Source organism: Sulfitobacter pontiacus (genome assembly GCF_040790665.1).
GTDB lineage: Bacteria > Pseudomonadota > Alphaproteobacteria > Rhodobacterales > Rhodobacteraceae > Sulfitobacter > Sulfitobacter pontiacus.
On record NZ_CP160849.1, the window covers coordinates 1327501 to 1341129 of the forward strand.

Consider the following 13629-nt stretch of genomic DNA (forward strand, 5'->3'; position numbering starts at 1 on the left):
GAGAGAGTGGGCGGGTAAAAGTATGCTTTTGATCTGGAATAAGGGAAGACAGTTTCTTACCAGCTTCTGTCTCCCGCGTTGGACTGACGTCCTGCACTCTACCGGCCGTTTGAGGGTCTAAATTGTCCTCAAGTAGCCGAATAGGCGGTAGGACATTAAATCAGTCTTTCTTTTTCTGGATCAAATCAAGCGCGAAAAGGGCGTTTGGTGAATGCCTTGGCAGTAAGAGGCGATGAAAGACGTGATACTCTGCGATAAGCCATGGGGAGCTGAGAATAAGCTTTGATCCATGGATTTCTGAATGGGGCAACCCACCTGATTGTTTATTGTTGTCCTACCGCTTTGCTACTTGAGGACGTAAGTTCGCAAGGTGCAGACGGTGGGTTCATCAGTAAGCAGAACCAGGTATTTATAGACTGAATACATAGGTTTATAAAAGCAAACCCGGGGAACTGAAACATCTAAGTACCCGGAGGAAAGGAAATCAATTGATACTCCCCTAGTAGCGGCGAGCGAACGGGGACCAGCCGAGCCATGAGTGTGGTTAGAATGCGTTGGAATGCGCAACCAAAGTGGGTGATAGTCCCGTATAAGAAGCATGATTGGACGTATTAAGTAGGGCGGAACACGTGAAATTCTGTCTGAAGATCGGAGGACCACCTTCGAAGGCTAAGTACTCCTTACTGACCGATAGTGAACCAGTACCGTGAGGGAAAGGTGAAAAGCACCCCGACGAGGGGAGTGAAACAGTACCTGAAACCGAACGCCTACAATCAGTTGGAGGGTCTTTACGGCCTGACAGCGTACCTTTTGTATAATGGGTCATCGACTTGGTCTCACAAGCAAGCTTAAGCCGTTAGGTGTAGGCGTAGCGAAAGCGAGTCTTAATAGGGCGTTGAGTTTGTGGGATCAGACCCGAAACCGAGTGATCTAGGCATGGCCAGGTTGAAGATAAGGTAACACTTATTGGAGGACCGAACCCACATCCGTTGAAAAGGATCGGGATGAGCTGTGCCTAGGGGTGAAAGGCCAATCAAACTCGGAGATAGCTGGTTCTCTGCGAAATCTATTTAGGTAGAGCGTCATCCGAATACCCTCGGGGGTAGAGCACTGGATGGGTAATGGGGCCCCACAGGCTTACTGATCCTAACCAAACTCCGAATACCGAGGAGTACTAGATGGCAGACACACAGCGGATGCTAACGTCCGTTGTGAAGAGGGAAACAACCCTGACCTACAGCTAAGGCCCCTAATTCATGGCTAAGTGGGAAAGCAGGTGAGACGACCAAAACAACCAGGAGGTTGGCTTAGAAGCAGCCATCCTTTAAAGATAGCGTAACAGCTCACTGGTCTAAATAAGTTGTCTTGCGGCGAAGATGTAACGGGGCTCAAGCCATGAGCCGAAGCTTAGGATGCATTAATTGCATGGTAGCAGAGCGTAGTGTGACATAAGACTTATCTTTATTATCGCTTAACGTCTGTTTGGTACGTGTAAACGTGCTCAAGTAGCCGTAGGCGGTAGCACAAGATAAAGTCTTTTCTGTGAAGCCGGCGCGTGAGCGATCCGGTGGAGAGATCACTAGTGAGAATGATGACATGAGTAGCGACAAAGAGTGTGAGAGACACTCTCGCCGAAAATCCAAGGGTTCCTGCTTAAAGCTAATCTGAGCAGGGTAAGCCGACCCCTAAGGCGAGGCCGAAAGGCGTAGTCGATGGGAACCAGGTTAATATTCCTGGGCCAGATGGAAGTGACGGATCTCGAGGGTAGTTCATCCTTATCGGATTGAATGGGCTGCTTAGAGGTCCCTGGAAATAGCTCCATCGCTAGATCGTACCCTAAACCGACACAGGTGGATAGGTAGAGAATACCAAGGCGCTTGAGAGAACTATGTTGAAGGAACTCGGCAAAATACCTCCGTAAGTTCGCGAGAAGGAGGCCCGGTTCCTAGGCAACTAGGGGCTGGGGGCACAAACCAGGGGGTGGCGACTGTTTATTAAAAACACAGGGCTCTGCGAAGTCGTAAGACGACGTATAGGGTCTGACGCCTGCCCGGTGCCTGAAGGTTAAAAGGAGGAGTGAGAGCTCTGAATTGAAGCCCAGGTAAACGGCGGCCGTAACTATAACGGTCCTAAGGTAGCGAAATTCCTTGTCGGGTAAGTTCCGACCTGCACGAATGGCGTAACGACTTCCCCGCTGTCTCCAACATAGACTCAGCGAAATTGAATTACCGGTCAAGATGCCGGTTACCCGCGGTTAGACGGAAAGACCCCGTGCACCTTTACTACAACTTCACACTGGCATTAGGCCGAACATGTGCAGGATAGGTGGTGGGCTTTGAAGCGTGGACGCCAGTCTGCGTGGAGCCTCCCTTGAGATACCACCCTTGTTCTGCTTGATGTCTAACCGCGGTCCGTTATCCGGATCCGGGACCCTGTGTGGTGGGTAGTTTGACTGGGGCGGTCGCCTCCTAAATCGTAACGGAGGCGCGCGAAGGTTGGCTCAGAGCGGTCGGAAATCGCTCGTTGAGTGCAATGGCAGAAGCCAGCCTGACTGCGAGACTGACAAGTCGAGCAGAGTCGAAAGACGGCCATAGTGATCCGGTGGTCCCAAGTGGGAGGGCCATCGCTCAACGGATAAAAGGTACGCCGGGGATAACAGGCTGATACTGCCCAAGAGTCCATATCGACGGCAGTGTTTGGCACCTCGATGTCGGCTCATCTCATCCTGGGGCTGGAGCAGGTCCCAAGGGTACGGCTGTTCGCCGTTTAAAGAGGTACGTGAGCTGGGTTTAGAACGTCGTGAGACAGTTCGGTCCCTATCTTCCGTGGGTGTAGGATACTTGAGAGGAGTTGCCCCTAGTACGAGAGGACCGGGGTGAACGATCCACTGGTGGACCAGTTGTTATGCCAATAGCAGTGCTGGGTAGCTATGATCGGACAGGATAACCGCTGAAGGCATCTAAGCGGGAAGCCCCCCTCAAAACAAGGTATCCCTGAGAGCCGAGATAGACCATCTCGTCGATAGGCCAGAGATGTAAGCGTAGTAATACGTTCAGTTGACTGGTACTAATTGCTCGATAGGCTTGATTTGATCCAGTAGAAGAAAGACTTCTTACTAGGACAAAAGCATACACATACAATCAGTTGTACTGACTTGGACAAATCCTCACCCAAAAAGGTGGGGGGCGGGAACGCGCATCCTTCGGATACGCTCTCTCCCGCTTGTTGCTCTTTTGCCAATGGCAAAAGGAACAACATAGAGGTTTTACTCGGTTTGGTGGTCATAGCGTAAGCAAAACACCCGATCCCATCCCGAACTCGGCAGTTAAGTGCTACTGCGCCAATGGTACTGCGTCTTAAGACGTGGGAGAGTAGGTCACCGCCAAACCTAGCAAAACCTCTACGTATCTCTCAAACGATGACAATTAATAAGCCAATACAAAAACATTGGCACCCGGCGCGGGATGGAGCAGCCCGGTAGCTCGTCAGGCTCATAACCTGAAGGTCGTAGGTTCAAATCCTACTCCCGCAACCAACTTTAAAGAACTTTAACTAGCACCAACCGCTCGCATCGCCTGCGGGCCTTGTGGCGTTTTGAGCCAACGTGATGGCGCGAGGGGTGACCTGATAGGAACGCAGGTCCCGCTACCTATAGCTGAATTTACGGAAGTGGGATGCTTCGTAAACACAAAGATTCGCACATAGACACCTCAGCGAGAGCGCAAACTGTTAGCCCTCCACTCAAACAACCTGAACGCGCCCTAGAGCCGCAGCAGGCGTGCCTCATGGCGTTTCAGCGTGTTACGCGCGGCGTTTATTGCTTTATGCCGCATTGCTCTGAAAGCGCGGGGAACAGCGCCAGGATCTCGTCGCGTTGCGCTTGGCCGATGCTTTGGAGTGTCTCTACTCCCGGCTGAAAGCTTTCTGTCCATGCCCCGTCCGACAGCACAAGCTGATGGCTTTCGAACATCAGGTGCACGTATTGAACAGAAGGAGGCGTGAACGTCCGGATCGTGTCACCATTCACCAAGTGCTTCGCGGCGACGAGGACCTCGTCCTGACCAAAATGTAGCATCGATCGCGCATCGGAAAGAAATATTCGGTGGTTGGGCGAAACGATAAGGTCGCGTTCTGGCGTTCCAGCGCCGAGAGCACCCGCCGTGATCAAAACGGGGCGCAGGTGTGGATAGACGACCAACTCCGCCGCTGTCAGCTGACGTGCGCCGACCCAAGAGACCTTCTGCATTCCGTGGTCGCGTGTGATGACAGCGTCACCGGCTTTCAAGTGCTCTACAGGGGTTTCGCCTTTTGCAGTGGCGATCAGGCTGCCCGCGGTGAAACATGGTACGGTGTTCCCGACATAGAACTTGCCGTTGCCATCCTCCAACGTACCGGATGCGATGGAGCCGTCGCCGTCAAAATCCTGATCCGTATTGCGGTCAATCTTGAGTGTGCCGATATTGTCGCCCGCATTGGTACCTGGTGCCACCAGTAGATTCCCAAATGTGGGTGCGCTTGGGTCGTTGGCACCGCTTTCAGTGCGGGGCACCAGAACGTTGGCGTTGAACCGCACGTAGGTGTCGCCAAGTGCGCTGACATCGCTTTGGTTATTCGCCGATTGGCCGGGGTTCATCGGAACCTAATTATATTGGACGATGCCGGCGTTATAGTCGGCAGCACTTGCATAGACCTTGATCCCGATGAAGGACGAGCCCCCGTCAAGTTCACCGTCTGCCGTTTCATTCTGTGTGATGAATTCGATGATGGCATCGTCAGCGAAGGGCTGGCTGCCACCGGAAAGTGTCATCTGACCAGCGCCGTCTTGGCCTGCGCTGGAGTTTGTGGACACGGCGGGATTGTTGATAACATCGATACAAACGCAAAAAAGCTCGCCATGTCTTTATCCTCTGGTGGCCTGTGGGTCGGTCAAATGATCCGGACCGGCCTAGTTTATAGTAATTTCTGCAATTTCATTAGCGATAAGTGGCGACAAATCGACTTAACTTTTGACATATCACATGGATGTGAAGCGGGCCTGACGCCAGTGGGGCGTCTTTGATGGCGCTGTCGATGGTGGCTGGTATGCCGCAGATGCGATGCTGATTTAAAAGGGCAGTTCGACGGGCAGGGACAACGATCGCTAAGGCAGCACTAAGTAACAGTGAAATGAAAAAGCGACTTATCGGGGATAAGTGGTGCCCAGGAGAGGACTCGAACCTCCACACCGTTGCCAGTACTAGCACCTGAAGCTAGCGCGTCTACCATTCCGCCACCTGGGCACAGGGGGGTTGTGAGGGAGCGTTTATTGTTGTGGGGCGGGGGTGTCAATTGGATTCTCGCAACAAAATGAAACGGCGTGAAAATAAATCCGGAAAACCGAGGTTTGGTGCGGTGGGACGGGCTTTCGAGGCGATCTCTGCCGGAATTGCTGCTTGTTCCCGAGGGGGGCTGGATGTATCTGTAGCGCTAGATTTTCTGGTCAGGGGTATCATCATGGCAAAGCTGGTCACGGTTTACGGCGGCTCCGGGTTTGTGGGGCGGTATATCGTTCGTCGCATGGCGTTGGCGGGATGGCGGGTGCGCGTCGCGGTGCGTCGCCCGAACGAGGCGCTGTTTGTGCGCACCTACGGCACTGTCGGCCAGGTCGAACCGGTCTTTTGCAACATCCGTGATGACGCGTCGGTGCGCGATGCGCTGCAGGGCGCTGATGTGGTGGTGAACTGCGTCGGTATTCTGGCCGAGGCGGGGAAAAACACCTTTGACGCCATTCAGGCCGACGGCGCAGAACGCATTGCGCGCTTGGCCGCCGCCGAAGGGATCGCGCGTTTGGTGCAAATCTCTGCCATCGGGGCGGATGCCGAAGCGGATAGCGAATATGCCCAGACCAAGGCGATGGGGGAGGCCGGTGTGCTCAAGCATATGCCGCAGGCTGTTATCCTGCGCCCCTCGATCGTGTTCGGCCCCGAGGATGACTTCTTTAACCGTTTCGCCGGTATGACGCGGATCAGCCCCGCGATCCCTGCTGTGGGGGCGGATACGCTGTTCCAGCCCGTCTACGTAGATGACGTGGCCCACGCGGCGGAGCTTGCGGTGACAGGCAAGGCCCCATCCGGTATTTATGAATTGGGTGGCCCCGAGGTCGAAAGCTTTCGCGGCCTGATGCAACGTATGCTTGATGTGGTGAACCGTCGCCGCATGGTTGTCGCCTTGCCGACTTTCGTGGCAAAGGTGATCGCCTTTGGCCTTGATGTGTTGCAGTCGGTGACGCTCGGCCTGGTCAAGAACAACACGCTGACCCGTGATCAGGTCAAGAACCTGGCGCATGATAATGTTGTGGGCGAGGGGGCGCAGGGCTTTGATGCTTTGGGGATCAGCCCCGTGTCCATGGGCTCCGTCCTGCCCGAGTACCTGTGGCGGTTCCGCCCCTCGGGCCAGTATGACGAGATCAAGCAATCCGCGAAGAACCTGCGGACCTAACGATTTCGATGTCGAATTTGGAAAGGCCCTGCCGGCGACGGCGGGGCCTTTTGCGTTAGCTGTAGGCGTATACCAAAAGCGCTGCTCCCAGCAGGATGCGATAGATGACGTAGGGGGTGAAATTCACGCTGCGCAGCAGGCGCATCATCAGGAACAGTGCCAACAGTGCGGCGACGAAGGCGAAGCCCGCCGCGATCGACGCGTCGCGCGCGAGCTGCGCGTCGGCTTGCCCGATCACATCCAGTGACAAAAGCGCGCCAGAGGCGAGGATCGTGGGAATCGACATCAGCATAGACAGTGTGGCAGCGCTGGCGCGGTCATAGCCCAGTTTGCGGGCTGCGGTGATGGTGATGCCCGACCGCGATGTGCCGGGGATCAGCGCAAGCGCCTGCGCCAGACCCATCCAGACGGCACCTTTGACATCCCAGTCGCCAGTATCCCGATCGCTGCGCCCCGTGCGATCCGCCCAATAAAGCACAATACCGAACAGCAGCATGGTCCAGCCGATCACCGCGACAGAGCGGAGCATTTCGTCAATCCCCAGCAGCTTGAACGTCAGCCCGACGACCAGCACCGGAATTGTTGCAAGGATCAGCAGGGCGGCGAGCCTTGCGCCGGGGGTGTCCATCTTGCCGCGCAGCAGGCGACCAAGCCCGATTGTGGCTTCTGCGACCTCGGACCGGAAGTAGAGCACGACCGCAAGGAGGGTGCCCACATGCACCGCGACATCAATCGCAAGCCCCTGATCCGGCCCGCCGGTCAGCGTGGGCAGCAGGATCAAATGACCCGAGGAAGAGACAGGCAGAAACTCTGTCAGACCCTGAATGATTGCGACAAGCAGCAGTTGGAACAGGGTCATAAGGGGGGTGGCCTTTGGGTCATTGGCGATGGCATAGGCATATAACTTTGGCGGGCTGGAAGGGAAGTCCGTTGTTGGGTCCGAATCGGACATAAATATATGGTAAATTTGCGAGAATATCGGGGTTGATATGAAATAAACCGCATATAGGTCAGCAAAGCTGCCTTTATAATCGTTTGGCCCCTGTGTATGAGGGGGCAGCAACGTGTTTCAGGCGGAGAGATCCAAGATGGCAAAGCAGCCAATGCTCAAGTTTACAACGGTATCCCGGGATATGCCCGAAAAACGGATGCCGAATCTGCGTCGTGAAGACTTTAAAGAGATTTATGCGGAATACGCGGATGAGAAAGCGCAGGAGCAGTCCAGCCGCTGTAGCCAATGTGGCGTTCCCTATTGCCAGACCCATTGCCCGCTGCACAACAATATTCCCGACTGGCTGCGCCTGACCGCCGAAGGGCGTCTGCAAGAGGCCTATGAGGTCAGCCAGGCCACCAACACCTTCCCCGAAATCTGCGGTCGCATCTGCCCGCAGGACCGTCTGTGCGAAGGCAACTGTGTGATCGAACAATCCGGCCACGGCACTGTGACCATCGGCTCGGTCGAGAAATACATCACTGATACCGCGTGGGAAAATGGCTGGGTGCAGCCGATCAAGCCCAAGACCGAACGCGCCGAATCCGTTGGCATCATCGGCGCGGGCCCCGGTGGTCTGGCCGCAGCCGACGTGCTGCGCCGCGCGGGTGTGCAGGTCACCATCTATGACCGCTATGACCGCGCGGGTGGTTTGCTGACCTACGGCATCCCCGGTTTCAAGCTGGAAAAAGATGTGGTCATGCGCCGCAACGACCAGCTGGCCGAAGGTGGCGTTAACTTTGAATTGAACTGCGATGTGGGCGTCGACATCAGCTTTGCCGATATCCGCGCCAAGCATGACGCCGTGATCATCGCGACTGGCGTCTATAAAACACGTGACATCCAGGCCCCCGGCGTGGGCGGCGTTGGTCTTGAGCGCGCGATTGATTTCCTGACCGTGAGCAACCGCAAAAGCTTTGGCGACAAGGTAGAGGAATTCGATTCCGGCCGTTTCAATGCCGAAGGGAAGCGCGTTGTCGTGATCGGCGGTGGGGATACCGCGATGGACTGTGTACGGACCTCGATCCGTCAGGGGGCCACCTCGGTCAAATGTCTGTACCGCCGTGACCGCGCCAACATGCCCGGCTCGCAACGCGAAGTGCAAAACGCCGAGGAAGAAGGCGTGGTCTTCGAATGGTTGTCCGCACCCAAAGGGTTCGTCGGTGATCCGGTGACCGGCGTCGTCGTGCAAAAGATGCGCCTTGGCGCGCCGGATGTCTCGGGTCGTCAGGCCCCCGAGGTGATCGAGGGTGCCGATTATGTCGAAGAGGCGGATCTTGTGATCATGGCGCTTGGCTTTGAACCCGAAGACCTGCCCACGCTGTGGAACACGCCCGAGCTGCCGGTCAACCGTTGGGGCACGGTCAAGGCCGACTATATCACCGGCGCGACCGAGCTGGATGGCGTCTATGCCGTGGGCGATATCGTGCGCGGTGCGTCGCTGGTGGTCTGGGCCATCAAGGACGGGCGCGACTGTGCGCAAGCGATCCTTGAAAAGATGGGGGCCAGCGTGGCCATCGCGGCCGAATAAGCGCCCCTTTCAACTGATATTTCGCGCCTCGGGCGCGCCCGATTTAGGAGATTCCAAATGACCAAGTATGATGACGCCTGGGTAGCACGCGAAGAAGCAAAACGCGCCTTCATGGCAGAAAACGGTCTGTATTCCGAAGAAGAAGAGCATTCATCCTGCGGGGTGGGTCTTGTTGTGAACATCGACGGCTCCAGCAGCCGCGCGGTTGTCGAAAACGGGATCAAGGCGCTCAAGGCGATCTGGCACCGTGGTGCGGTGGATGCCGATGGCAAGACCGGCGACGGCGCGGGCATCCACGTGCAGATCCCCGTCAACTTTTTCTACGATCAGGTGCGTCGCACCGGTCACAGCCCCCGCGAAGGCGAATTGATCGCCATCGGTCAGGTCTTTCTGCCGCGCACCAACTTTGCCGCGCAGGAAACCTGCCGGACCATCGTTGAAACCGAAGTGCTGCGCATGGGCTACTATATCTACGGCTGGCGCCACGTGCCCGTGGACACCTCTGTTCTGGGGGAAAAGGCCAATGCGACCCGTCCCGAGATCGAACAGATCCTGATTTCCAACGCCAAGGGCGTGGACGAGGAAACATTCGAGCGCGAGCTTTACGTCATCCGTCGCCGCATCGAGAAAGCCGCGCTGGCCGCTCAGGTGCCGACGCTTTACATCGCGTCGATGTCCTGCCGGTCGATCATCTACAAGGGCATGATGCTGGCGCAGGATGTTGCCAACTTCTACCCCGACCTGATGGATGAACGCTTTGAGTCCGCGTTTGCGATCTATCACCAGCGCTATTCCACCAACACCTTCCCGCAGTGGTGGCTGGCGCAGCCCTTCCGCATGCTGGCCCATAACGGCGAGATCAACACGCTCAAGGGTAACGTCAACTGGATGAAAAGCCACGAGATTCGCATGGCCTCGGGCACCTTTGGCGACATGGCCGAAGATATCAAACCGATCGTCGCCGCGGGGTCTTCCGATTCTGCCGCGCTGGATTCGGTGTTCGAAGTCCTGGTGCGCGCGGGTCGTTCGGCCCCGATGGCGAAAACCATGCTGGTGCCTGAAAGCTGGTCCAAGCAGGCGGTCGAACTGCCCCAGGCATGGCGCGACATGTATTCCTACTGCAACTCGGTGATGGAGCCTTGGGATGGTCCCGCAGCGCTGGCCATGACCGATGGCCGCTGGGTCTGCGCCGGTCTTGACCGGAACGGCCTGCGCCCCATGCGTTTCGTCGTCACCGGTGACGGCATGCTGATCGCGGGTTCCGAGGCGGGGATGGTCCCGCAGGACGAGGCGAATGTCGTGCGCAAAGGCGCGCTTGGCCCCGGTCAGCTGCTGGCGGTCGACATCGAAGAAGGCAAGATGTTCGGCGACACCGAGATCAAGGACAAGCTCGCCGCGTCGCGCCCCTTTGGTGAATGGGTCGGCAAGATCAACGAGCTGGACAAAGCGCTTGGCGATGTCGAGGAAAAGGCCCTGTTCTCGGGCGATGAGCTGCGCCGCCGTCAGGTGGCAGCGGGCTATACCATCGAAGACCTCGAGCAGATCCTCGCACCGATGGCCGAAGACGCGAAAGAGCCCTTGGCGTCCATGGGCGATGACACCCCGTCGGCGGTTCTGTCGAACCAGTACCGCCCGCTCAGCCATTTCTTCCGCCAGAACTTCAGCCAGGTCACCAACCCACCCATCGACAGCCTGCGCGAATTCCGCGTCATGAGCCTGAAAACGCGGTTCGGGAACCTCAAGAACGTGTTGGATGAATCCAGCGCCCAGACCGAGATCCTCGTGCTCGACAGCCCGTTCCTCGCGAACGCGCAGTTCGATCAGTTGATGACCGAATTCAACGCGAATTCCGTCACCATCGACTGTACGTTTGAGCCGGGGGGCAACAACCTGAGCGAAAACCTGCGCCGCATCCGGGACGAGGCAGAAGACGCCGTGCGCTCGGGCGCTGGTCACATCGTGCTGACCGACCAGTTCAGCGATGCGACCCGCGTGGCGATGCCGATGATCCTTGCGACATCTGCCGTGCACAGCCAGCTGACCCGCAAGGGCCTGCGGACCTTTACGTCGCTCAATGTGCGCTCGGCCGAATGTGTGGACCCGCATTACTTTGCCGTGCTGATCGGCTGTGGTGCCACCGTGGTGAACGCCTACCTAGCCGAGGATTCGCTGGCGGATCGTATCGGGCGTGGTCTGCTGGACATGACCCTGACCACCGCAATGGCCCGCTACCGCGAGGCGATTGATCAGGGCCTGCTGAAAATCATGGCGAAGATGGGCATCAGCGTCATGTCCTCCTACCGCGGCGGCCTGAACTTCGAAGCCGTAGGGCTGAGCCGTGCGATGTGCGCGGAATACTTCCCCGGCATGACCAGCCGTATCAGCGGGATCGGTGTGACCGGTATCCAACGCAAGGCCGAAGCGGTCCACGACCGTGGTTGGCAGGGTGATGGCGTCGTCATGCCCATCGGCGGCTTCTACAAGGCGCGCAAATCCGGCGAGACCCACGCGTGGGAAGCATCGTCGATGCACATGCTGCAAATGGCCTGCAACAAAGCATCCTACCAGATGTGGAAGCAATATAGCGCCAAGATGCAAAGCAACCCGCCGATCCATCTGCGCGACCTGCTGGACATCAAGCCGCTGGGGGCCCCAGTGCCCATCGAAGAGGTCGAATCCATCACCTCTATCCGCAAGCGGTTCGTGACGCCGGGCATGTCCCTTGGCGCGCTGTCGCCCGAGGCACATAAGACCCTGAACGTCGCGATGAACCGCATCGGGGCCAAGTCAGACTCTGGCGAGGGTGGCGAAGATCCGGCGCACTTCGTGCCCGAGGCCAACGGTGATAACCCGTCGGCCAAGATCAAGCAGGTGGCGTCGGGCCGTTTCGGTGTGACAGCCGAATACCTGAACCAGTGTGAAGAGCTTGAAATCAAGGTCGCTCAAGGGGCCAAGCCCGGCGAGGGTGGTCAGCTTCCGGGCATGAAGGTCACCGACCTGATCGCCCGTCTGCGCCATTCGACCAAGGGCGTGACCCTGATCTCGCCCCCGCCGCACCACGATATCTATTCCATCGAAGACCTTGCGCAGCTGATCTATGACCTCAAGCAGATCAACCCGCGCTGTAAGGTGACCGTGAAGCTGGTGGCGTCCTCGGGCGTTGGCACGATTGCGGCCGGTGTGGCAAAGGCCAAAGCGGATATCATTCTGATCTCGGGCCACAATGGCGGCACGGGCGCATCGCCTGCGACCTCGATCAAATATGCGGGTCTGCCGTGGGAGATGGGCCTGACCGAAGCGCATCAGGTTCTGGCGATGAACAACCTGCGCGACCGCGTCACCCTGCGGACCGATGGTGGTTTGCGCACAGGCCGCGACATCGTGATGGCCGCGATGATGGGAGCCGAGGAATACGGCATCGGCACCGCCGCGCTGATCGCGATGGGCTGTATCATGGTGCGTCAGTGCCAGTCGAACACCTGCCCCGTCGGCGTCTGTACCCAAGACGAAGCGCTGCGTGGGAAGTTCACCGGCAACGCGGATAAGGTCGTGAACCTGATCACCTTCTACGCCACCGAAGTGCGCGAATTGCTCGCCTCTATCGGGGCGCGTAGCCTGGATGACGTGATTGGCCGTGCTGATTTGCTGGCACAGGTCAGCCGTGGGTCTGCGCATCTTGACGATCTGGATCTCAACCCGCTGCTGATCACCGTCGATGGCGCGGCAGAGATCGTTTATGACCGCAACAAGCCACGCAACGCTGTGCTGGACACGCTGGACTCTGAAATCGTGCGCGACGCCGCGCGTTTCCTTGAAGATGGCGAGAAGATGCAGCTGAGCTATGCGGTGCAGAACACGCACCGTACCGTGGGCACCCGCGTCTCAAGCCACATCATCCGCAACTTCGGCATGAACAACCAGCTGCAGCCCGATCACCTGACGGTCAAGCTGACCGGTTCGGCAGGGCAGTCGCTGGGGGCCTTCGCGGCACCGGGGCTCAAGCTTGAAGTGTCCGGCGATGCGAATGACTATGTCGGCAAGGGCCTGTCGGGCGGCACCATCGTCGTGCGTCCGTCCATGGCCAGCACCATCGTCGCCGCTGACAACACCATCATCGGCAACACCGTGCTTTATGGTGCGACCAAGGGCTTTTTGTTCGCAGCGGGCCGTGCCGGTGAACGTTTCGGCGTTCGGAACTCGGGCGCGCATGTGGTGATCGAAGGCTGCGGCAGCAACGGGTGCGAATACATGACCGGCGGTGTGGCCGTGATCCTGGGCGAGATCGGCGCGAACTTTGGCGCGGGTATGACGGGCGGTATGGCCTATCTCTACAACCCCGATGGCAAGGCCGACAAAATGCTGAACCGCGAAACGCTGGTGACCTGCCCTGTCACGGTCGAGCATTGGGAAAACCAGCTGAAGGGCCTGATTGAACGGCACCTGCAGGAAACCAACAGCCGCAAGGCCGAAGACATCCTGCAGCACTGGGACATTGAAAAGGATAACTTCCTGCAGATCTGCCCCAAAGAGATGCTGGTCCATCTGCCCGCCCCGCTGAGCGTCGAAGAACACGCGATCCCGGCGGAGTAAGCAAAACGGATAGATCGGGCGCGGGGGAAACCTCGCGCCC

General features: G+C 57.7%; 6 protein-coding genes, 2 tRNA genes and 2 rRNA genes. 6 read left to right on the top strand and 4 right to left on the bottom strand.

Translation table 11 applies throughout. The annotated features are described in order from the left end of the window. The first annotated feature begins 183 nt into the window (after positions 1-183). The 3 genes from AB1495_RS06485 to AB1495_RS06495 all read left to right on the top strand — a co-directional run bounded on the left by AB1495_RS06485 (position 184) and on the right by AB1495_RS06495 (position 3535). A 23S ribosomal RNA gene (locus tag AB1495_RS06485) occupies positions 184-3091 on the top strand. Between the two features lie 182 nt (positions 3092-3273). Continuing rightward, a 5S ribosomal RNA gene (rrf, locus tag AB1495_RS06490) occupies positions 3274-3388 on the top strand. A gap of 70 nt (positions 3389-3458) precedes the next feature. Then, positions 3459-3535 (top strand) — tRNA-Met (locus AB1495_RS06495). A 279-nt stretch (positions 3536-3814) separates the two neighbouring features. Here AB1495_RS06495 and AB1495_RS06500 read toward each other — a convergent pair. The 3 genes from AB1495_RS06500 to AB1495_RS06510 form a co-directional block, all read right to left on the bottom strand. Next, positions 3815-4633, bottom strand: a complete 819-nt coding sequence (locus tag AB1495_RS06500; RefSeq protein WP_244268938.1) for a Hint domain-containing protein — start codon at positions 4631-4633, stop codon at positions 3815-3817. A gap of 6 nt (positions 4634-4639) precedes the next feature. Next, positions 4640-4807 carry a hypothetical protein gene (locus AB1495_RS06505; protein WP_244268936.1) on the bottom strand — a complete coding sequence of 56 codons (168 nt, stop codon included), beginning with the start codon at positions 4805-4807 and terminating at the stop codon, positions 4640-4642. A 386-nt stretch (positions 4808-5193) separates the two neighbouring features. Then, positions 5194-5279, bottom strand: a tRNA-Leu gene (locus AB1495_RS06510). 214 nt (positions 5280-5493) lie between these two features. Between AB1495_RS06510 and AB1495_RS06515 the strand changes: the two genes are divergently transcribed. Then, a complete protein-coding gene (locus tag AB1495_RS06515) occupies positions 5494-6477 on the top strand; it encodes a complex I NDUFA9 subunit family protein (protein ID WP_074636264.1) in 984 nt (327 codons plus the stop codon). Positions 6478-6532: 55 nt separating this feature from the next. Here the strand turns inward: AB1495_RS06515 and AB1495_RS06520 are convergent, their stop codons facing one another. Further along, positions 6533-7336, bottom strand: coding sequence for an undecaprenyl-diphosphate phosphatase (locus tag AB1495_RS06520; protein WP_074636263.1), 804 nt, complete (start codon positions 7334-7336; stop codon positions 6533-6535). A gap of 229 nt (positions 7337-7565) precedes the next feature. Between AB1495_RS06520 and AB1495_RS06525 the strand changes: the two genes are divergently transcribed. After that, positions 7566-8999, top strand: a complete 1434-nt coding sequence (locus AB1495_RS06525) for an NAD(P)-dependent oxidoreductase (protein ID WP_037954057.1) — start codon at positions 7566-7568, stop codon at positions 8997-8999. Positions 9000-9056: 57 nt separating this feature from the next. Further along, on the top strand, positions 9057-13589 hold the full coding sequence (gltB, locus tag AB1495_RS06530; protein ID WP_074636261.1) for a glutamate synthase large subunit: 4533 nt from the start codon (positions 9057-9059) through the stop codon (positions 13587-13589). The last annotated feature ends 40 nt before the right edge of the window (positions 13590-13629 follow it).